This is a genomic window from Vibrio sp. 05-20-BW147, assembly GCF_013369385.1.
Classification (GTDB): domain Bacteria; phylum Pseudomonadota; class Gammaproteobacteria; order Enterobacterales; family Vibrionaceae; genus Vibrio; species Vibrio floridensis.
On sequence record NZ_SZTO01000009.1, the window covers coordinates 25,220 to 46,701 of the forward strand.

The following is a 21,482-nucleotide window of genomic DNA, read 5'->3' on the forward strand; positions in this document are numbered from 1 at the left end:
GCTCAACAAGAACAAGGAAGAAAAATGTCGCTGCCATCCCCTTTGATCCCCGTCGCTGAACTGGCAATGCAAAATGCCCAGCAGTCTGGTTATCTTGAACACTGGCCGCAAGCACGAGTCGAGCAATTTAAACGAATTGCAGGCCTCAGTAGGTTTATCGTTGAGGCGCTACAACGTGATGCGCAATTCGCGGAGCAACTGCCAGAGATGCTAGCGCATCCGAGTCGACAAGAGCACTACCGTACGCAGCTTGCGGAGCGACTTGCCCAATGCACGGATGAACAAGCAGGGCATCGCATTTTACGTCAGTTCCGCAATCGAGAGATGGTTTACATCGCGTGGCAAGATTTCACTCAAGCGTGGAGCCTTGAAGAATCCTTAAGCCATCTTTCTGAGTTGGCAGAAGCGATGATCTTTGAAACCTATCAGTGGCAATATCAGTTGTGCTGCAAGGAATGGGGTACCCCGATGAATGCGCAAGGGGAAGCACAACCGATGTTAATCATTGGGATGGGGAAACTGGGAGGTGGCGAACTTAATTTCTCCTCCGACATCGATTTGATTTTTACCTACCCAGAGAATGGTGAGACACAAGGTGCACGACGCAGCATCGCCAATGCACAATTTTTTACTCGTCTTGGACAGCGTATTATCAAAGCTCTTGATCAACAAACTTTCGATGGTTTCTGTTATCGCGTCGATATGCGCTTACGCCCGTTTGGCGAAAGTGGACCATTAGTGATGAGTTATGCGGCGTTGGAAGATTACTACCAAGAGCAGGGGCGTGATTGGGAGCGCTACGCGATGATCAAAGCGCGGGTGATGGGGCGCGAAATGTACCCCGAATACCAAGAGCTGAGGCAGATGCTCAGACCGTTTGTTTTTCGCCGCTATATCGACTTCAGTGCCATTCAATCTCTGCGTCGGATGAAATCGATGATCAGCAGTGAAGTACGTCGTCGTGGTTTAAGCAACAACATCAAACTGGGGGCGGGGGGCATTCGTGAAATCGAATTCATCGCTCAAGTCTTTCAGTTGATTCGTGGAGGACGTGAACCTTCTTTGCGTAAACGGGGGTTACTGGTCACACTCGAAGCCGTCAGACAATTGCAGCTTCTTGAATCCGAGCAAGTCACCCAACTCGTGGATGCATACAAATACTTAAGGAAACTTGAGAACCTGCTGCAAGCGATGGCAGACAAGCAAACCCAAACCCTACCCGATGCAGAGCTGGAACAGCTCGCTTTAGCGGTAGCGATGGGCTATTCGCAGTGGCAAACCTTGTTGGCGGATGTTCAGCGGCACATGAGCAATGTTCATGCGGTATTTGCCACCTTAATTGGTGATGAAGAAGACGAAGTGAGTCCAGTAGCGCGTCACTTCAATGAGCTTTGGGATATGTCACATAATCCAGAAGTGATTGAGCAGATTCTTCAGAACGATTTAGCATGCGAAAATGTCACGATCATGTCAGCACAGATTATTCAGTTTAAAGCTGATTTGGCGAAGAAAACCTTAGGGCCTCGTGGGCGAGAAGTACTCAATCGACTGATGCCGAAGCTTTTCTCAGCTATCTTTGCTGATGTCGATGCGCAATTTGGCCTACCGCGAGTTTTGCATTTGCTGTACAGCATTGCCACTCGAACCACGTATCTAGAACTGCTTGATGAGCATCCTGCCGCATTAACCCAGCTTGTGCGTTTGTGTACGGCAAGCCCGATGATTTCTGAGCAGCTTGCGCGTTATCCTATTTTGTTGGATGAACTGATTGACCCACAGCAGTTGTACAACCCGATTGCACTTGATGCCTATCGCACCGAATTACGTGATTTTCTGGCGCGGATCCCTGAAGACGACGTTGAGCAGCAGATGGACGCGCTGCGTCAGTTCAAACAGATTTGTAGCTTACGCATTGCCGCGGCAGACATCGCGGGTGTCTTGCCCGTCATGAAAGTGAGTGATCACTTAACCTACTTGGCAGAAGCGATTGTTGAAGCCGTTGTGCATCAATCTTGGCAACAGGTGGCTGAAAAATATGGCGAACCAACGCACCTTAAAGATCGCGAGGGTAAAGGCTTTGCGGTGGTCGGCTATGGCAAAGTGGGCGGTTGGGAGCTGGGATACAATTCCGATTTGGATGTGGTGTTCCTGCATGATTGCCCTGCGAATGTCTATACCGATGGTAAGAAAGAGATCGATGGGCGTCAGTTTTACCTGCGCTTGGCGCAGCGCATTATCCACCTGTTCTCAACGCGAACGGCGTCGGGCATTTTGTATGAAGTCGATACACGCTTACGCCCTTCTGGTGCTTCTGGGTTGTTGGTTTGCCCCGTTGATGCTTTTGAAGAATATCAGCATAACGATGCCTGGACGTGGGAGCATCAAGCGTTAGTGCGGGCTCGCATGATTTATGGCGATGAGCGTCTTGCCAGCGAGTTTCACCGAGTGCGCCACCAAGTACTGGCCAAACCTCGCGAGCAAGCTAGATTGCAAAAAGAGGTGGTAGAGATGCGTGCCAAAATGCGTGAGCACCTTGGCGGGAAAAAATCTGATCGCTTTATGCTTAAGCAAGATAAAGGTGGCATTACGGATATTGAATTTTTGGCTCAGTACTTAGTGTTGAATTACAGTGCAGAAAAGCCCAAGCTGACTAAGTGGAGTGATAACGTCCGTATTTTCGAAACCTTGATCGCTCAAGGGGTAATGGAAGAAGCACAAGCCATGCTTCTGGTACAAGCCTACACTACCATGCGTGATGAAATACATCATCGTAATCTGCTCAATTTGGACGCGGATGTGGCGTTGGATAAGTTTATGCCATTGCGTCAAGCGGTCAGCAAAGCTTGGCAAGAGTGGCTTGAATCCTCAACTATTTAGACCCGATTAAGGCTGTGTTACACTCAGCGCAGAAAAAATATTGGAGACTTAGAATGAAACCAATCCTACCTGATTACAGCAATGCAGGTGTTCTCATCATTGGCGATGTGATGCTCGATCGATACTGGTATGGGCCAACAAGCAGAATCTCACCAGAGGCACCGGTCGCGGTTGTAAAAGTCGAGAACAATGAAGAGCGTCCAGGTGGAGCGGCAAACGTAGCAATGAACATTGCGTCATTGGGTGGCCATGCACATATTGTGGGTTTGACAGGGGCTGACGAACAAGCGAAAGTGCTGGCGGAAACACTGAGTTCGTTGCAGGTGAGTTGTGATTTTGTGGCGCTCCCTGAATACCCAACCATCACTAAGCTGCGTGTGATGAGTCGCGGTCAACAATTGATTCGCTTAGACTTTGAAGACAAATTTGAAGGCACCGATCCTGAGTTAATTTTAACTCGTATGGAGCGCGCTTTACCCAATGTGCAAGCGGTGATTCTGTCGGATTATGCTAAAGGTGCATTGGAGCATGTTGAGCTGCTTATCGAGAAAGCACGTTCGGCTAACGTTCCAGTCTTTATTGATCCTAAAGGCACCAATTTTGAACCTTATCGTGGTGCCACCTTGCTCACACCAAACATGTCTGAGTTTGAGGCGGTAGTTGGTAAAGTGACATCCGACGATGATTTAGTCGAGAAGGCATTAGGCTTGATTGAAAAATACGAACTGGGCGCACTGCTGGTGACGCGCAGTGAGCATGGCATGACATTGGTTCGTCCAGGCCAGAAGCCATTCCACCTGCCAACATTGGCGAAAGAGGTGTATGACGTCACAGGGGCTGGTGATACGGTAATTTCTGTCTTGGCGGCTTCGGTTGCAGCCGGTAAACCGCTTGATGAAGCATGTGCGTTGGCTAATGCGGCGGCGGGCGTCGTAGTCGGTAAGCTAGGTACTTCAACATTATCGACCATCGAGTTAGCAGAAGCCATTCATGGCAGCCGTGATACCGATTTTGGTGTGACGACAGAATCGGCACTGATTGATGCGGTGAAAGCAGCGCAAGCCAAAGGCGAGAAAGTGGTCATGACCAATGGTTGCTTCGACATCCTTCATGCTGGCCATGTTTCTTACTTAAATAACGCAGCGAAGTTGGGTGACCGCCTGATTGTCGCCGTGAACACCGATGAGTCGGTGAAGCGCCTTAAAGGTCCTGGCCGCCCTGTGAATCCAACCGATCGTCGTATGGCCGTGCTCGCGGGCTTAGGCGCTGTGGATTGGGTGGTGCCGTTTAGTGAAGACACGCCACAACGTCTAATTTCAGAAGTGCTTCCGGATCTGTTGGTTAAAGGCGGCGATTACAAGCCAGAAGATATCGCTGGTGGCAAAGAAGTGATTGCCGCGGGTGGTGAAGTCAAAGTACTGAACTTTGAAGATGGCTGTTCCACGACAGAGATCATTGATGCAATTAAAGGTGGACGCGGTTAATCACATCGCTTTTCAATGAGCGGTTCACATCATCAAATGAGACAAAAAAGGGTGACATTGCTGTCACCCTTTTCTTTATGCGTGTGTCTCTTTATGCGTTTGTGGCTTCGATTACTTTTTCGCAATCAAACCGGCATCAACATCGAGTACATCTTGCTCGCTCAGTGTACCCACCGCCTGACGAAGTTGCAGTACACTCAAGATGTAGTTGTAGCGTGCATTCGATAGGTTTTTGTTGGCATCGTAAAGACGACGAGTGGCATCAAGGACATCCACGATAGTACGAGTGCCGACATCAAAGCCCGCTTCGGTTGCTTCTAATGCTGAACGCGCAGAAACGACAGATTGCTCATACGCACGCAGTGCACCAATCGATGCATTGATGTTGTTGTTTTGCGCGCGAACTTCTTTCACGACACTACGGTAAGTGGCTTCAAGATCTTGACTGGCCGCGACGTAGTTAAACTCTGCTTGTTTGGTTTGTGAGCTAGTATTACCACCGGTGTAGAGTGGTACGACTAAGTTTACACCAACATTGAAGTTGTTAGTCGTTCCGTCATTTGTGCTGCTGCTCACGTCTGCGTAGTTGTAGCCACCGTCCAAGGTTAATGACGGTAGGTGGCCAGAGCTAGCCAAGGAAATCGTGTCTTTGGCAATGTCTTTGTTAATACGTGCCGATAGAAGGCTCAAGTTTTTCTCTTGCGCTTCTTCAATCAGTGCTTCAGCGGACGCGTTTGAACGGCTTGCTGAGAAACGTTTGGTGTCTAATACGTTCAGGTTTTTATGCTCTTGACCTGTGATTTCACGCAGAGTCTCGTAACTGTTGGTTAGGCTGTTTTCGGCCAGAACTTCGTCTGCCAATACGCCATCGTATTGCGCTTGGGCGTCATGCACGTCAGTAATGGCCGACAGGCCCACTTCAAAGCGTTGTTTGGTTTGTTCTAGCTGACGAGCAACCGCCGCTTTTTCTGCACGGACAAATTCCAAGTTGTCTTGTGCTTTTAGCACTTCAAAGTACGCTTGCGCGGTTCTTAAGATCAACCCCTGTTGCGTCGCTGCGTATGAAGCATCCGCTTGACGAGCCGTTTTCTCCGCGTTGTCTAGCGTGATCCAAGACGAACGTTGGTACAGTTCCTGAGAAAAGTTAATCCCCGCAGTTAACGCATTTTGGTCGTTATCGATCGTTGCTCCAGCATCAAGATCCGTATCACCGCGTCTTAAGTTGTACCCAGCGGTTAAGTTGATTTGCGGTAGCAAAGTACTACGGCTAGAAGTGACCGCTTCAAATGCGGCGTCACGTTTAGCTTGGACGCTCAATAACTGTGGATCGTTTTGCTTTGCCAGATCGTAGATCTCTGCCAAGGAATCAGCCCACACAGATGAACTCAGGCTACCTAGCGCTGCACCAATAAGTAGTGGAAGCAGTTTTTTCATTTTCCATTCTCGCCATGTATAGTTTGATTAATTCTCAAGAGTTTAACTCAAGTTGCTGGATATTTGCCCTAAATTCTGCACTTTTTATTTTTAGCTGTCCAGTTGTGCAATAAATAAAAAATTAAAGCCAAAAAATATTAGAACAATTATATAAAAAGTTGAGCAATGTCCTTTGAGTCATGTTTAAACAGTGAGTAAACTACAAGATTCACTCAGTGAGGTGCGAAATGCAACAGGATGACAAACAACACGCTGTTTTTACTCCAGAAGATGTAGAGGTTCTCTCAAAAGAGCCACTCTTTCAGGGATTCTTCAAGATGATCAAGTACCGCTTCCGTCATAAGTTATTTGCCGGTGGGTGGAGCAATGTGATCGAACGTGAAATGTTTGAACGTGGTCATGCTGCTGCAATGCTTCCTTATGATCCTATTCGTGATCTAGTGGTGATGATTGAGCAGATTCGAGTTGGGGCACTGGAGCACAAGCAACCGTGGCAGCTTGAAATTGTCGCAGGCATGATCGACCGTGATGAATCGGCTGAAGCGGTTGTGCGTCGAGAATCAATCGAAGAAGCTGGGTTAGACGTTGGCCAGATTGAATCGGTAGTCTCATATTACCCATCGGCTGGTGGTTGCTCTGAAAAGTTGGATGTCTTCGTGGGTGAAGTGGATGCCTCTAAAGCGCATGGCATTCATGGTTTAGACTATGAAGATGAAGATATCCGTGTGCATGTGATGACACGTGAGCAAGCCTACGATTTGGTCAAACAAGGCAAAATCGAGAATGGTGCCTCAATTATCGCCTTACAATGGTTAGAGTTAAATCACTTGCAGTTAAAGTCACAGTGGTTGGAGATTGAGTGATGGGTTTAGCAGCAGCAAAACAACCTTATTATGTTGATTTGGCAGGGTTAATGAGAACCTATGAAACCAATTATGCCAAATTAAACGCTTTGCTGCCGTTCAACGCCGAAGTGGGTGATGTTCGCTGTTATCAAGTTGTAAACATGATCTACCAAATGACAGTGAAAGAGGTCACAAAATACACCACCATAGTGGAGATATGTCAGAGTGATGACATACCGTTATTTCCTTTACCTACGATGTCTGTCAGGCTTTATCACGATGCCAGAGTCGCGGAAGTGCTCTCGAGTGGTGAGCATGTTCGATTCAAAGCGAAATACGACTACCCAAATGAAAAGTTGATGCAGAAAGATGAAAAGCATCAATTGAATGCGTTTCTTGGCGAGTGGCTGACCTTTTGTTTAAAAAGCGGTATTAGCCGAACCCCAATAACATTTAAAGAAGAATAACAGAGTCAGGTTTTCATTTTGCAACATACATCCAGTGATACGCTCAGCGAGAACAGTATTAAGCTGTTACAGATTACGGATACTCATCTCTTTGCATCAGATGAGGGCAGTTTGCTGAGTGTTAAAACACTCCAAAGTTTTCAGGCCGTTGTCGAGCAAGTGATGGCGCGCCATGTTGAGTTTGACTATCTATTAGCAACCGGTGACATTTCTCAAGACCATAGTGCGGCCTCCTACCAGCGTTTTGCTGACGGAATTGCGCCACTAGAGAAAGCCTGTTTTTGGTTGCCAGGTAACCACGACTATAAACCCAATATGTCGAGTGTTTTACCTTCCCCCCAAATTACTACGCCGGAGCAGGTGGCGCTTAATCCTCATTGGCAACTGATTTTGCTGGATTCCCAAGTCGTCGGTGTGCCACATGGTCGCCTCAGTGATCAACAGTTGTCGATGCTGGAGCATTATTTACAGGCGTCGCCAGAGAAAAACACCTTAATTTTACTTCACCACCATCCACTGCTGGTCGGCAGTGCTTGGTTAGATCAGCATACCTTGAAAGATGCAGAGGCGTTTTGGCAAATTGTTGAACGTTTTCCGATGGTGAAAGGTATTGTGTGTGGTCATGTTCATCAGGATATGAATGTGATGCATAAAGGCATCCGTGTGATGGCAACCCCATCGACATGTGTTCAGTTCAAACCGCAATCTGACGATTTTGCGCTCGACACGGTTTCGCCCGGTTGGCGCGAATTAACACTGCATGCCAATGGTGAGATCACCACTCAAGTGCAACGCCTAGCTTCAGGCAGTTTTTTACCTGATTTTACCTCAAGTGGTTACTGATATGAGCCATCCTAAGCCTTCACTGCTGCTGTACATTCATGGTTTTAACAGCTCGCCATTGTCAATGAAAGCCAATCTGATGCGTGAATATTGCGAGCAACACCGACCCGACATCAAGGTTGTGGTGCCACAGTTACCGAGTTTTCCGCAAGCGGCTGCAGAGTGTTTGCTAGAGATCGTTCAACAACATAAAACCACTCATCGTATTGGTTTGGTGGGGAGCTCGCTCGGTGGTTATTTGTCAACTTGGCTCAATGCCGAGTTTGGCTTTCGCGCCGTGGTTGTCAATCCGGCGGTGAAGCCATATGAGCTGCTGGCTGACTATCTAGGGCCACAAACTAACCCATATACGCATGAAAGCTATACACTCGAAGCGCGTCATATTGACGAATTGAAAGCGCTTGAGGTAAAAGAGGTCGCGAATCCAGAATCTTTCTGGCTATTGCAGCAAACCGAAGATGAAGTGCTGGACTTCCGTCAGGCAGTGGAAAAGTACGCAGGTTCTGCACAAACGGTAGAAGAGGGAGGCGATCATAGTTTTGTTGGCTTTGAACGCTATCCAGAGCGAATCATTCACTTTCTTGGTTTATAACGCTACCACTCAGAGACAGGATTAGGAGGGGCTCATAATTTTACCTCTGATATCCAACCGTTTCTTGACATAGTCGCACTGCTTTCCGACTATGTTTCTCCGAATACAGCTACCGTGAAACGCACAGAGTCACGCTCTGTGAGTAACAGGGTAGCTTTTTCGTTGTCGCCAGTTGGTGCAAAAGTGCGACCAACTAGGCTCAGACAACAGGTAAACATTGAGAACGATTCCGTATTATGACTGAACAATATAATGCTGGTGCCATTGAAGTACTGAATGGTTTAGAGCCAGTACGTCGCCGACCAGGGATGTATACGGATACAGCGCGCCCGAACCATTTGGGCCAAGAAGTCATCGATAACAGTGTCGATGAAGCGCTGGCCGGACATGCCTCCAAAGTACAAGTCATCCTACATGCAGACCAATCACTGGAAGTGATCGATGATGGTCGAGGCATGCCCGTAGATATTCACCCAGAAGAGAAAGTCTCGGGCGTTGAGCTGATCTTATGTAAGCTGCACGCCGGTGGTAAATTCTCCAACAAAAATTATCAGTTTTCTGGTGGTTTGCACGGGGTAGGTATTTCGGTGGTGAACGCCCTGTCTAAAAGGGTTGAAGTGACAGTACGTCGAGATGGTCAGGTTTACGAAATCGCTTTTGAACATGGTGACAAAGTGTCGGATCTCACCGTGACGGGAACGTGTGGTCGTCGCAATCGCGGTACCAGCGTGCACTTCTGGCCAGACACCAAATACTTTGATTCGCCAAATTTCTCGGTCACACGTTTAGTGAATAACTTGCGCGCGAAGGCGGTTCTTTGTCCAGGTTTGGAAATTACTTTCAGTGACCGTGTGAATGGTAAAGAGCATCAGTGGCTCTACCAAGATGGCTTGAAAGACTATTTGATTGAAGGGGTGAAGGGCTACACCTTACTACCTGAAGAGCCATTTACAGGCCAATTCTCGGCAGAAACAGAAGCTGCGGACTGGGCGGTGATCTGGCAGCCTGAAGGCGGTGAGATGATCACCGAAAGCTACGTTAACCTGATCCCAACCGCACAAGGCGGTACGCATGTGAACGGTTTGCGCCAAGGCTTGTTGGATGCTATGCGAGAGTTCTGTGAATTCCGCAACTTACTGCCGCGTGGCGTGAAGTTAACGGGCGAAGACGTTTTTGACCGCTGTTCTTATGTGTTGTCGGTGAAGATGCAAGATCCGCAGTTTGCCGGCCAGACCAAAGAGCGCCTTTCTTCTCGTCAAACCGCGGCGTTTGTCTCTGGGGTAGTAAAAGACACTTTTAGCTTGTGGTTAAATGAAAAGCCACAACTTGCTGAGCAACTCGCGGAAGTGTGTATTGCGAACGCCCATCGTCGTATGCGTGCGAGCAAGAAGGTCGTGCGTAAAAAGATTGCATCAGGCCCTGCTTTGCCAGGTAAGTTGACCGATTGTTCCGTGCAAGACTTAGCTCGTACTGAAATCTTCTTCGTGGAAGGGGATTCGGCAGGCGGCAGTGCCAAGCAAGCGCGTGATCGTGAATTCCAAGCAGTGATGCCGCTGCGTGGTAAAATCCTGAATACTTGGGAAGTTTCTGCCGATCAAGTATTGGCGTCTCAAGAAGTACACGATATTTCTGTTGCGCTAGGGATTGATCCAGATAGCGACAATCTTGAAGGGCTGCGTTACGGCAAAATCTGTATCCTCGCCGATGCGGACTCGGATGGTCTGCACATTGCGACACTCTTGTGTGCGCTATTCACACGTCATTTCCGCGCGCTAGTTGAAGCGGGTCATATCTACGTAGCAATGCCACCACTGTATCGTATCGACTGTGGCAAAGAGGTGTTCTATGCGCTGGATGATGCAGAAAAAGATGGCGTATTAGAGCGCCTAAGCCAGAAGCGCGCCAAAATCAACGTGCAACGATTCAAAGGTCTGGGTGAGATGAACCCGCTGCAGTTGCGTGAAACCACGATGGATCCCAACACGCGGCGTCTGGTGCAACTGACCATTGATGACTCCGATGCGACCATGGAAATGATGGACATGCTGCTGGGTAAGAAACGCGCAGATGACCGTCGTAGCTGGTTACAAAACAACGGCGATATGGCAGAGGTTTAATAGATGTCTACAGAAATTACTTATGATGGCGTCGAACAATTGCCAATGCGCAAGTTCACCGAAGATGCTTATCTAAACTATTCGATGTACGTCATTATGGATCGTGCGTTGCCTTATATTGGTGACGGTCTGAAACCGGTTCAACGACGTATTATCTACGCCATGTCGGAGCTTGGGCTTTCGGCGGCGGCAAAATACAAAAAATCAGCGCGTACCGTGGGTGACGTGTTGGGTAAGTACCATCCGCATGGCGACTCTGCTTGTTATGAAGCGATGGTTTTGATGGCACAGCCATTCTCATACCGCTATCCGTTGGTGGACGGTCAAGGTAACTGGGGTGCGCCGGATGATCCGAAATCCTTCGCCGCGATGCGTTATACCGAAGCCAAATTGTCGAAATTTGCCGATGTGCTTCTGGGAGAGCTTGGTCAAGGTACGGTCGAGTGGCAGCCTAACTTTGATGGCACGATGAAAGAGCCAAAAATGCTGCCAGCGCGTTTGCCTCACATTCTACTCAATGGCGTGACAGGCATTGCGGTGGGTATGGCGACGGATATTCCCCCTCATAACGTACGTGAAGTCGCGGATGCCACCATTCATTTGATTGATAATCCAGCTGCACCGCTGATGGATTTAATGCAGTACGTTAAAGGGCCTGATTTCCCAACAGAAGCAGAGATCATTACCCCAAGCAGCGATCTGGAAAAAATGTACCGCAGTGGCCGTGGCAGCGTGAAAATGCGCGCGGTTTGGTGCAAAGAGGGCAGTGACATCGTTATCACAGCGCTCCCGCATCAAGTCTCAGGGGCCAAGCTGCTTGAGCAAATTGCGGCGCAAATGCGCGCGAAAAAATTGCCAATGGTGGAAGACTTGCGTGATGAGTCTGACCATGAAAACCCAACTCGTATTGTGATTGTACCGCGCTCAAATCGCGTTGATTGCGACCAGTTGATGAACCACTTGTTTGCGTCCACTGATTTGGAGAAGAGCTATCGTGTTAACTTAAACATGATTGGTCTCGACAACCGCCCACAAGTGAAAGGCTTGGTGCAGATTTTGACGGAATGGATCACTTTCCGTCGCGAAACGGTACGTTCACGCTTGCAATACCGTCTTGATAAAGTGCTGGCTCGCTTGCACATCTTGGAAGGTTTGTTGATCGCGTATCTCAACATCGATGAGGTGATTGAGATCATTCGTACTGAAGACGATCCTAAAGCGGTATTGATGGCCAGATTTGGCATTACCGATATTCAAGCCGATGCGATTCTGGATACCAAACTTCGTCACTTAGCCAAATTGGAAGAGATGAAGATCCGCGGTGAACAAGATGAGCTGGAAAAAGAACGTAAGAAACTGGAAGAGTTACTGGGTTCTGAGCGTCGTCTGAATACCTTGCTGAAAAAAGAGATCCGTGCCGATGCCGAGAAATTTGGTGATGATCGCCGTTCTCCGCTAGTGGTTCGTGAAGAAGCGAAAGCACTGACTGAACGTGACCTGATGCCGAATGAAGCGATCACGGTTGTCTTGTCAGAGAAAGGTTGGATTCGTCACGCCAAAGGTCATGAAGTGGATTGTCAGGGGCTGAGCTACAAAGCGGGTGACAGCTATCTGGCGCATGCGTGTGGTAAGAGTAACCAGCAAGCGGTACTGCTTGGTTCAGATGGCCGCAGTTACTCATTAGAATCGCACACACTGCCTTCGGCTCGCGGTCAAGGTGAGCCGATTACTGGCCGCCTCAACATCACGCCAGGAAGCAGTATTCGTCAAGTGATCATGGGTGAAGAAGAACAGCTGTGGCTGATTGGCTCTGATGCGGGTTACGGCTTCGTGTGTAAAGGCAGTGATTTGTTGTCGAAAAATCGCAGTGGTAAAGCGCTGGTGTCGTTGCCTGAAAACGCAGAAGTGATGACCCCATCGGCGGTATTGGATCTGGACAATGACGATATTCTTGCCATTACCAACCAAGGCCGTATGTTGATGTTCCCAATTAAAGACTTGCCACAACTGGGTAAGGGTAAAGGGAATAAGATCATCAATATTCCAGCGGCGAAAGCCAAAGCGAAAGAAGAGATCCTGTCGCATTTGATTGCTTTGCCAAAAGGCGCTTCACTGACGCTGTACGCAGGCAAACGTAAGTTGGGCTTGAAGCCCGCCGATTTGGATAACTTCCGTGGAGAGCGAGGCCGTCGAGGTGGTTTATTGCCACGTGGCTTGCAGCGAGTCACTCGTATTGAGCTCGAGCAAAGTGACTCATCGGATGGCTCAGAAACTGCTACTGACGCGTAATAGAAGTAGAAAAAGAACCCCAAGCCTAGGCTTGGGGTTCTTTTTATCACTCGGATTAGATTGTTTGAATTGAGATTAGATTTCTCGGTTATCTTCCGCAATCGTCACTTTGAGAGTCATCTCTTGTCCTTTGCGGATGATACCGACATCGACGGTTGTCCCCGGACGTAGATCGGTCACAATATCCATCACACTCTGACGACCTTGGATCTTCTTGTCATCAATACTTAAGATGATGTCTTGCGCTTCAAATCCTGCGTTTGCTGCCGGGCCGTTGGGATCGACACCCAATACGACGATACCACCAATATGTTCATTGCCGAGCAAACGTGCCGTCACCGCATTAATGTCTTGCCCATCAATACCAATATAACCTCGGATCACTCGGCCATCGGCAATGATCTTTTCCATGATTTTATTTGCCAGAGTGAAGGGGATGGCGAAAGAAATACCGTACGTTTCCAGATCGGTGGCTTGCTGAAAAGAAGCGGTGTTGATACCAACCAGCTCGCCTTTGGTATTGACCAGAGCCCCTCCCGAGTTACCTTCGTTAATGGCGGCATCGGTCTGAATAAAAGCTTGTCTGCCATCGGCGCTGATGGAAGAGCGACCAGTGGCCGAAATAATGCCAAAGGTGGTGGTTTGCCCGAGGTTATAGGGATTACCTATCGCCAACACCACATCACCAACTTTGGCTTTGTAGTTTGAATTTAATGGAATGACAGGTAAGTTGCTGCCTTCGATGCGCAAAATGGCGATGTCAGTGCGACGATCTTTGCCCACCAATTGCGCGGCGGCGACTCGGCCATCTTGCAACGCCACAACGATTTGATCGGCTTGGGCGACCACATGGTAGTTGGTGATGATATAGCCTTTTTCACTGACGATGACGCCAGAACCTAGTCCTTGTGTGGAGAGCTTACTGCGGTCATTTTCAACGTATTTTCGGCTATAAATATTGACCACCGCAGGCGCAGCATTTCTCACCGCTTGATTAAATGAGATCTGCAAAGAGGCGGCATCTTGTGGAGAAGTGTCAAGCGTGGTTGGAATCACGTTACTACGAAGGGAAGGAACGGCAATCAAGACAACCAAGGCTGTCGCTAATCCTAAAGCTACGGAACGCGTAAGAAAGTTGAGCATGCCCTCTCCACTGTGCTACAAAATGGGAACAGAAAGCTGAAGAATAGCATTACCTGATTGAATAATAAAAGGGCAGCCGAACTTGAGGCTGCCCTTTGTATTATCGATCATGTGGTTGCATCAACTTTCGTTAGCGAATGACTAAATAGATGGTGCGTTCGCCACGTTGGATATTGAGCGCGAGCACGCCAGTTTGTTTCTCTACAATGGCACGGAAATCGGCCAGATTCTTCACTCGCTGACGGTTAACACCGATAATGATGTCGTCTTTTTGCAGTTGATATTGTGCTGCTGGCGAGTTATCTGCCACGTTGATCACTTTAACGCCAGCAATGCGATCGTCTGATGTAGTATTGGCCAACTCAGCACCGGCAAGGCCTTCGTGCATCTTATCGGCTTTCGCTTTGGTCTGCTGTGATTCCCCCAAAGTGACATCAAAGCGTTTATCTTTGCCATCACGCACCACGCCAAGCTCAACCTCTTTGCCTGCTCCGAGTGTTGCAATCTTAGCTCTTAGCTCAGAGAAGGTATCGATTTTCTTACCATTGAGAGACACAATGATGTCGCCCGCCTTGATGCCGGCTTTATCTGCTGCGGAGTCAGGAACCACTTGGCTGACAAAAGCGCCTTTGCTCGAGTTATAGCCCAGCGCCTCAGCCAGTTCAGAGGTGATTTCACCACCTTGAACGCCTAACATGCCACGTTTGACTTCACCAAATTCCAAAATTTGGTCAGTTAAGTTCTTCATCATATTCGATGGAATGGCGAAGCCAATACCGACGTTGCCGCCATTAGGGCCGAGAATCGCCGTATTGATGCCGATGAGCTCACCATTGAGGTTGACGAGCGCACCACCGGAGTTGCCGCTGTTAATTGCCGCGTCGGTTTGAATAAAGTTTTCGAAGTTTTCAATGTTTAAACCACTGCGACCTAAGGCTGAAACAATGCCGGACGTCACCGTTTGTCCCAGGCCAAATGGATTGCCGATAGCCACGCTAAAATCACCCACACGCAGTTTGTCTGAATCGGCGAGTTTGATTTCGGTTAAATCTTTAGCGCCATCGACTTTGAGCAGAGCGACATCGGACATCTCATCGCCACCAATTAACTCGGCATCGTATTCACGACCATCGTGAAGCTGAATTCGTATTTCATCAGCGCCTTTGATGACGTGGTAGTTCGTCACGATATAGCCTTTATTGGCATTAATGATGACACCAGAACCTAAACCACGGAATGGACGTTCACGAACTTGTTCTGTTGGGAAATCAGGCCCAAAAAAGAACTGAAATTGATCGGGAATACGCGAGCGTTCTACCTGTTTACCTTCAACCGCGATACTGACGACCGCTGGGGTAACACGTTCGAGCATTGGCGCTAAGCTCGGCAACTCCTGTCCACTGACGCTAAAAGGCAGTGCGGCGGTTGCTGGAAGAGGGGCAAGGGCTGAGCTTAAGCTCAAAGACAATGCAGTCAAAACAAGCAAAGGTTTTTTCATCCAATAACTCCTATAAATACCAGTCTATTGCAAAGGACAGAGACTCAAACAAAATAGGTTTACTTCCTATCAATATTGTCGTCTTAAACAGTTTTCAATAGACAGTGATGTGAGTTAGGACTCAAAAACCTTTGAAAAGTTCATCAATGAGAAAAATTAGGATGCTTTTGCAGTGATGACTTCTGGTGCATCCAGGATGACTTTTTTCTGATCATTGAATAGCCCAGTTGCGCCGTTAGCGTAATCTTTTGGCTGTTCAGTGACTTCATCCGTTACATTTTCTTCAGTGTTATCTTCTTTAGCCAACAGTGCCACTTTATCAAATGGGTTGTCTTGTGTTGGTAGGTTCGGTAGAAGCTCGGCAGAAGTTTTCGCCATATGTTGATATAGCTTGCTGTAATCTTTACCGAGCGTATCGAGTAGCTCAGCGGTTTGTGAGAAGTGATCAATCAGCTCTTGGCGTTGTTGCTCTAGTTCATACTTTGCTACATCAAGCTCTTTTTTGATGTTCTTCTGTTTTTTGTATTCTGGTGTGGTAAGTCGTGACACGACAACACCAACAATTGCTCCGACAAGCAAGCCCACAATGGCATACATCCAAGGCATAACAGCTCCTTATAATGGTTTTAACATGTTATTTACTGCTTAGTTACACGTATTGCGTCACCATGTTACTATGGGAGCAGTAGTCAATAAAGCAAAATAGCAACGACACAATCTCAAGTTTGATAACGGGATTTTATGCCCTGTTTTGGTATGAGAACAATGAGCCCATTAGAAAAATACGAACACGACCTCGCGCATAACGGATTTCAGAAAGACGCTGCTCAGTACAATGCGGTGCGAGCACTAGATAGGCTTTTTCATCAATATCTCGATTATTGCGCCCAGCCTCAACCGCAACAAACGCGTTGGCAAAAATTATTAGGTAAACAGCCGCCAGCTAAATTGCCACCTCAAGGACTCTATTTTTGGGGTGGTGTTGGGCGTGGAAAAACGTATCTGATGGATACTTTTTTTGAGGCTTTGCCAACTCAACGCAAAATGCGAGTCCATTTTCATCGCTTTATGTATCGAGTTCACGACGAGCTGAAACGGTTAGGCGATGTAGAAAATCCACTGGAAAAAGTGGCTGACGTGTTTAAGGAAGAGGCGGATATTGTCTGCTTTGATGAATTTTTTGTTTCGGATATTACCGATGCAATGATTCTCGGCACGCTGATGCAAGCGATGTTTAGGCGTCAAATGATACTGGTGGCGACGTCGAACATTGTACCGCAAGAGCTATATCGCAATGGATTACAGAGAGCCCGCTTTCTGCCAGCTATCGCTTTGATTGAACAACATTGTGAAGTGCTCAATGTGGATAGTGGCATTGACTATCGCCTACGAACGTTAGAACAAGCAGAGATCTATCATTATCCATTGGATGAGCAGGCAAACCTCAATCTAAATCTCTACTATCAGCAGTTAGTTGGAGAGGGCAAAGTCAAATTACACAGTGTTGACATCAATCATCGCCAAATAGCCGTTATAGAGGCCAGTGATGGGGTGCTGCATGCTACGTTCGCCCAGCTGTGCCAAACCGCACGCAGTCAAAATGACTATATTGAGTTGTCCAAAATCTATCACACGGTATTGTTGGCGGATGTACCACAAATGGACAATAAGATCGATGATGCTGCGCGACGATTTATCGCCCTCGTGGATGAATTCTACGAACGACACGTTAAATTGATTATTTCCGCGGAAGTCGCACTAGAGCAGCTCTATCTGCAAGGGCAATTGGGGTTTGAGTTTAAACGCTGTCAATCTCGTTTAGTGGAAATGCAAAGTCATGAGTACTTAGCGAGAGAGCATCTTGCTTAGATTCTTAGTCGATGTGACCTAGCGAGGAGAAAAAATTAGTGATTGAGTGCAAAAAAAGGTGATTTTTTCTTCGCCCTTCTCTATAATCCTGCGACCCACCGTTACTGCAGACCTAATTTATCGAAGTTATTCGAGATATAAGGTCGAGAGTGCCAACCGCTCGAAGGGGTGATGACTGGGCTCTTAGACAGTGTGGGAGCACAGCGGTGTGTTCCTTTAAAGTTTAAATTTGAATTAACGGGTTATTATTAGCATGAAAACTTTCGTTGCTAAACCAGAAACTGTAAAACGCGACTGGTACGTTGTAGACGCTGAAGGTAAAACTCTTGGCCGTCTAGCAAGTGAAATTGCATCTCGCCTACGTGGCAAACACAAAGCTGAGTACACTCCACACGTTGACACTGGTGATTACATCATCGTTATCAACGCGGAGAAAGTTACTGTAACTGGTAACAAAGCTGCAGCAAAAACTTACTACCGTCACACTGAATTCCCTGGTGGTATTAAGTCAATCACTTTTGACAAGCTGATTGTTCGTAAGCCAGAAATGGTCATTGAGCTAGCGGTTAAAGGTATGCTACCACGTGGTCCTCTAGGCCGTGCTATGTACCGTAAGCTAAAAGTTTACGCTGGCGCTGAGCACAACCATGTTGCTCAACAACCAAAAGTACTAGACATCTAATTGGGGATATCGGAAATGGCAGAGAATCAATACTACGGCACTGGCCGTCGCAAAAGCTCAGCTGCTCGTGTTTTCATCAAACCAGGCAGCGGCAACATCGTAATCAACAAGCGTGCGCTTGAAGAGTACTTCGGTCGTCCAACTTCTTGCATGGTTGTTAAACAACCTCTTGAATTGGTAGACATGGTTGAGAAGCTAGACCTATACATCACTGTTAAAGGTGGTGGTATTTCTGGTCAAGCTGGCGCAATCCGTCACGGCATCACTCGTGCTCTTATGGAATACGATGAATCTCTACGTCCTGCTCTACGTGCAGCTGGCTACGTTACTCGCGACGCTCGTTGCGTTGAGCGTAAGAAAGTTGGTCTACGTAAAGCACGTCGTCGTCCACAATTCTCTAAGCGTTAATTTTTCGATTTCGGAAAATTTTCGTTCCAGAATTATTTCTGGGCGTTGTGGTTCAAAGCTCGGCTATATGCCGAGCTTTTTGTTTATTTATAGCTACTTATTTCCTTTCTTTGTTACATCTCACATCAAACATTTAGAATTTTGCCGCTTTTGTGACGCCGTGAGCGATTCGCCTCACAAATGTTACAAAAAGGTAGCTTTATCTTGTCAAAAAGTAGGGTTTTATTTATCATTTCTCGTCAATAAATAGAACTAGATTCATATTTTGTTAGCCATGCTCTATAAGCGGAATAATCACGATCCAAAAGGAGCAAATGGGAGAATGTTTGGATGAGCAACGCGCCTTTAAATAACGGTCGCAGGCGTTTTCTAACCGCCACAACAGCAGTTGTTGGTGGATTAGGGGCAGCTGCCGTCGCCGTTCCTTTTATCAAATCATGGAATCCGAGTGCCAAAGCGAAAGCGGCTGGTGCGCCGGTGGAAGTGGATGTTAGTAAAATTGAAGCCGGACAGATGATTCGTGTGGAATGGCAAGGTAAGCCTGTATGGGTTGTCCGCCGTACCCAAGAAGTTATCGACAACCTCAAAACGATTGGTGATCAGTTACGCGATCCACAATCTGAGATGGAACAACAGCCAACTTATGCTCAAAATGAGTTCCGCTCAATTAAAACTGAGTTTTTTGTTGCGGTCGGTTTCTGTACACACTTAGGTTGTTCGCCAACCTATCTACCTGATTCTTTTGCTGAACAAGTTCAGGGCGTGAAGTCGGGCTTTTTCTGCCCATGTCACGGTTCTAAGTTCGATATGGCCGGTCGCGTATTCCAAGGCGTTCCTGCTCCACTGAACTTAGTGGTACCTAAACATATGTATTTAAGCGATACCAAGATCCTTATCGGTGTTGACGAGGGGGATGCCTAATGCAAGCACTATTAGACTGGGTTGAAAAACGTATCCCTGCGATGAATGCTTACAAAAAGCATTTGTCCGAATACCCAATGCCAAAGAACTTCAACTTTTGGTACCTTTTTGGTTCTTTAGCAATGCTCGTACTGGTTAACCAAATCCTAACGGGTATTTGGTTAACGATGAACTATGTTCCTTCTGGTGAAGGTGCATTTGCTTCTATCGAATACATCATGCGTGATGTGGAATACGGCTGGTTGTTGCGTTACATGCACTCTACAGGCGCTTCTGCATTCTTCGTGGTGGTTTATTTGCATATGTTCCGTGGTTTAATCTACGGTTCGTACCAGAAGCCTCGTGAGCTACTGTGGATCTTCGGTATGTTGATCTTCTTAGTGCTGATGGCGGAAGCGTTCATGGGTTATCTACTACCTTGGGGACAAATGTCTTACTGGGGTGCACAGGTAATCATTTCCTTGTTTGGTGCGATTCCGGTCATCGGTGATGATTTAACCTTGTGGATCCGTGGTGACTACATCATCTCGGGTGCAACGCTGAACCGTTTCTTTGCTCTGCACGTCATTGCTTTACCTATCGTGTTGCTGCTGTTGATTGTGTTGCACATTCTGGCGTTGCATGAAGTGGGTTCTAACAACCCAGACGGTATTGAAACTAAGTTGCCGAAAGGTTCAATGGGATCAGATTACAAGTCGCAGTTTAAGTTCCACGAGTACTACTCAAACAAATACGACATCATTGATTCGATTCCTTTCCACCCTTATGGAACGGTAAAAGATATGGTGGGTGTAGCGGGCTTCCTGTTCTTGTTCTGCTATGTCTTGTTCTTTAACCCAGAGATGGGTGGGTACTTCCTAGAGCCGCCTAACTTTGAAGCTGCAAACCCGCTGAAAACACCTGAGCACATTGCACCAGTTTGGTACTTTACGCCTTTCTATGCGATTTTGCGTGCCGTTCCAGATAAGCTGTTGGGTGTTGTAGCGATGGGACTATCGATTGTGTTCCTATTCTTACTGCCATGGTTTGATCGTTGTAAAGTACGTTCTTACCGTTACCGTAGCAAAATTCATTTGATTAACATTATCCAGTTTACGATCAGCTTTATTGCATTGGGTATTCTTGGTGCGCTTCCAGCAACACCAACTTACACGCTACTAGCTCAGATCTTTAGCTTGGGTTATTTCATGTTCTTTATTCTTCTGTACGTATACAGCAAGAATGAAGCAACGAAGCCACTACCAGAGAGGGTGACATTCAAATGAAGAAATGGATTGTAATTCTATTTGCTATGTTGCCATCACTGGCGATGGCAGCTGGAGCGGGTGTTCCGTTGGACAAAGCAAACGTTGATTTGTCAGACAAAGCCTCGCTACAAAATGGTGCCAAGTTGTTCATGAACTACTGTTTTGCTTGTCACTCGACGCAGTATCAACGTTACGAGCGTGTGGCGGATGATCTTGGTATCCCAGCCGATCTCATGAAAGAAAATCTGATGTTTAACCCAGAGAGCAAAATTGGCGATCTGATGGTGAACGCTATGCCACCAAAACAAGCTGCGGCTTGGTTTGGTGCTCCGCCACCAGATTTGACTCTGGTAGCTCGTGTTCGTGGTGCCGATTGGTTGTACACTTACTTGCGTACTTTCTATGTTGACCCATCACGTCCATTTGGTGTGAACAACTTAGTTTTCCCGAGCGTTGGTATGCCACATGTCTTGGAAGAACTTCAAGGTATTCCTAACCCAGTTTACGGCACGAAAGTGGTCGATGGTAAGGAGCTCCAAGTCGTTGTTGGTGTGGAAAGCGATGGTTCGGGTGAACTGAGCAAAGGTGAATACGACAAAGCGGTTTTAGACTTGGTCAGTTTCCTAGTTTACTCCGGTGATCCAGTCAAACTTGAACGTCACGCATTGGGTTGGTGGGTTATGGCTTTCTTGGTGTTGTTCACTATTGTGGTGGTACTACTTAAGAAAGAGTATTGGCGTGATGTGCATTAATTGTGCTATCATAC

General features: G+C 47.3%; 18 protein-coding genes. 14 read left to right on the top strand and 4 right to left on the bottom strand.

Features of this window, described 5'->3' with window-relative positions; all coding sequences use genetic code 11:
• The first annotated feature begins 24 nt into the window (after positions 1 to 24).
• Positions 25 to 2,877, top strand: a complete 2,853-nt coding sequence (gene glnE, locus FC652_RS09755; protein WP_176298415.1) for a bifunctional [glutamate--ammonia ligase]-adenylyl-L-tyrosine phosphorylase/[glutamate--ammonia-ligase] adenylyltransferase — start codon at positions 25 to 27, stop codon at positions 2,875 to 2,877.
• Between the two features lie 53 nt (positions 2,878 to 2,930).
• Positions 2,931 to 4,361 (top strand): bifunctional D-glycero-beta-D-manno-heptose-7-phosphate kinase/D-glycero-beta-D-manno-heptose 1-phosphate adenylyltransferase HldE, encoded by a 1,431-nt coding sequence (gene hldE, locus FC652_RS09760; protein ID WP_176298416.1) that lies wholly within the window; start codon positions 2,931 to 2,933, stop codon positions 4,359 to 4,361.
• 111 nt (positions 4,362 to 4,472) lie between these two features.
• Here hldE and tolC read toward each other — a convergent pair whose 3' ends face one another.
• A complete protein-coding gene (gene tolC, locus FC652_RS09765; protein ID WP_176298417.1) occupies positions 4,473 to 5,795 on the bottom strand; it encodes an outer membrane channel protein TolC in 1,323 nt (440 codons plus the stop codon).
• Positions 5,796 to 6,022: 227 nt separating this feature from the next.
• Here tolC and nudF point away from each other — a divergent pair, with 227 nt between their 5' ends.
• The 6 genes from nudF to parC all read left to right on the top strand — a co-directional run bounded on the left by nudF (position 6,023) and on the right by parC (position 12,948).
• Complete coding sequence (gene nudF, locus FC652_RS09770; protein WP_176298418.1) at positions 6,023 to 6,658, top strand: ADP-ribose diphosphatase; 636 nt, start codon at positions 6,023 to 6,025, stop codon at positions 6,656 to 6,658.
• Positions 6,658 to 7,107, top strand: a complete 450-nt coding sequence (locus tag FC652_RS09775) for a DUF1249 family protein (RefSeq protein ID WP_011078693.1) — start codon at positions 6,658 to 6,660, stop codon at positions 7,105 to 7,107. The genes nudF and FC652_RS09775 overlap by 1 nt, the downstream gene beginning before the upstream one ends.
• Positions 7,108 to 7,125: 18 nt before the next feature.
• Positions 7,126 to 7,950 (top strand): 3',5'-cyclic-AMP phosphodiesterase, encoded by an 825-nt coding sequence (gene cpdA, locus FC652_RS09780; RefSeq protein ID WP_176298419.1) that lies wholly within the window; start codon positions 7,126 to 7,128, stop codon positions 7,948 to 7,950.
• 1 nt (position 7,951) lies between these two features.
• The gene (gene yqiA / locus FC652_RS09785; protein ID WP_176298420.1) at positions 7,952 to 8,542 is read left to right on the top strand and encodes an esterase YqiA; all 591 of its coding nucleotides are present in this window, start codon (positions 7,952 to 7,954) and stop codon (positions 8,540 to 8,542) included.
• Positions 8,543 to 8,778: 236 nt separating this feature from the next.
• On the top strand, positions 8,779 to 10,659 hold the full coding sequence (gene parE, locus FC652_RS09790; protein ID WP_011078690.1) for a DNA topoisomerase IV subunit B: 1,881 nt from the start codon (positions 8,779 to 8,781) through the stop codon (positions 10,657 to 10,659).
• Positions 10,660 to 10,662: 3 nt separating this feature from the next.
• A complete protein-coding gene (parC, locus tag FC652_RS09795; RefSeq protein ID WP_011078689.1) occupies positions 10,663 to 12,948 on the top strand; it encodes a DNA topoisomerase IV subunit A in 2,286 nt (761 codons plus the stop codon).
• A gap of 75 nt (positions 12,949 to 13,023) precedes the next feature.
• Here parC and degS read toward each other — a convergent pair whose 3' ends face one another.
• The 3 genes from degS to zapG all read right to left on the bottom strand — a co-directional run bounded on the left by degS (position 13,024) and on the right by zapG (position 16,195).
• A complete protein-coding gene (gene degS, locus FC652_RS09800) occupies positions 13,024 to 14,091 on the bottom strand; it encodes an outer membrane-stress sensor serine endopeptidase DegS (protein WP_176298421.1) in 1,068 nt (355 codons plus the stop codon).
• Between the two features lie 130 nt (positions 14,092 to 14,221).
• Positions 14,222 to 15,589 carry a DegQ family serine endoprotease gene (locus tag FC652_RS09805; RefSeq protein ID WP_176298422.1) on the bottom strand — a complete coding sequence of 456 codons (1,368 nt, stop codon included), beginning with the start codon at positions 15,587 to 15,589 and terminating at the stop codon, positions 14,222 to 14,224.
• Positions 15,590 to 15,745: 156 nt separating this feature from the next.
• Positions 15,746 to 16,195, bottom strand: coding sequence for a Z-ring associated protein ZapG (zapG, locus tag FC652_RS09810; protein WP_176298423.1), 450 nt, complete (start codon positions 16,193 to 16,195; stop codon positions 15,746 to 15,748).
• A 159-nt stretch (positions 16,196 to 16,354) separates the two neighbouring features.
• Here zapG and zapE point away from each other — a divergent pair, with 159 nt between their 5' ends.
• From zapE to FC652_RS09840, 6 genes are all read left to right on the top strand, one after another.
• Positions 16,355 to 17,458, top strand: coding sequence for a cell division protein ZapE (zapE, locus tag FC652_RS09815; RefSeq protein ID WP_176298424.1), 1,104 nt, complete (start codon positions 16,355 to 16,357; stop codon positions 17,456 to 17,458).
• Between the two features lie 253 nt (positions 17,459 to 17,711).
• Positions 17,712 to 18,140: a 50S ribosomal protein L13 gene (gene rplM / locus FC652_RS09820; protein WP_011078684.1), complete on the top strand. Its 429-nt coding sequence runs from the start codon at positions 17,712 to 17,714 to the stop codon at positions 18,138 to 18,140.
• A 15-nt stretch (positions 18,141 to 18,155) separates the two neighbouring features.
• Entirely contained in the window at positions 18,156 to 18,548 is a 393-nt protein-coding gene (gene rpsI / locus FC652_RS09825) for a 30S ribosomal protein S9 (RefSeq protein WP_011078683.1), read from the top strand.
• 330 nt (positions 18,549 to 18,878) lie between these two features.
• Positions 18,879 to 19,469, top strand: coding sequence for a ubiquinol-cytochrome c reductase iron-sulfur subunit (petA, locus tag FC652_RS09830; RefSeq protein ID WP_176298425.1), 591 nt, complete (start codon positions 18,879 to 18,881; stop codon positions 19,467 to 19,469).
• Entirely contained in the window at positions 19,469 to 20,734 is a 1,266-nt protein-coding gene (locus FC652_RS09835) for a cytochrome bc complex cytochrome b subunit (protein ID WP_176298426.1), read from the top strand. The genes petA and FC652_RS09835 overlap by 1 nt, the downstream gene beginning before the upstream one ends.
• Complete coding sequence (locus FC652_RS09840; protein WP_176298427.1) at positions 20,731 to 21,468, top strand: cytochrome c1; 738 nt, start codon at positions 20,731 to 20,733, stop codon at positions 21,466 to 21,468. The genes FC652_RS09835 and FC652_RS09840 overlap by 4 nt, the downstream gene beginning before the upstream one ends.
• Positions 21,469 to 21,482 lie beyond the last annotated feature (14 nt).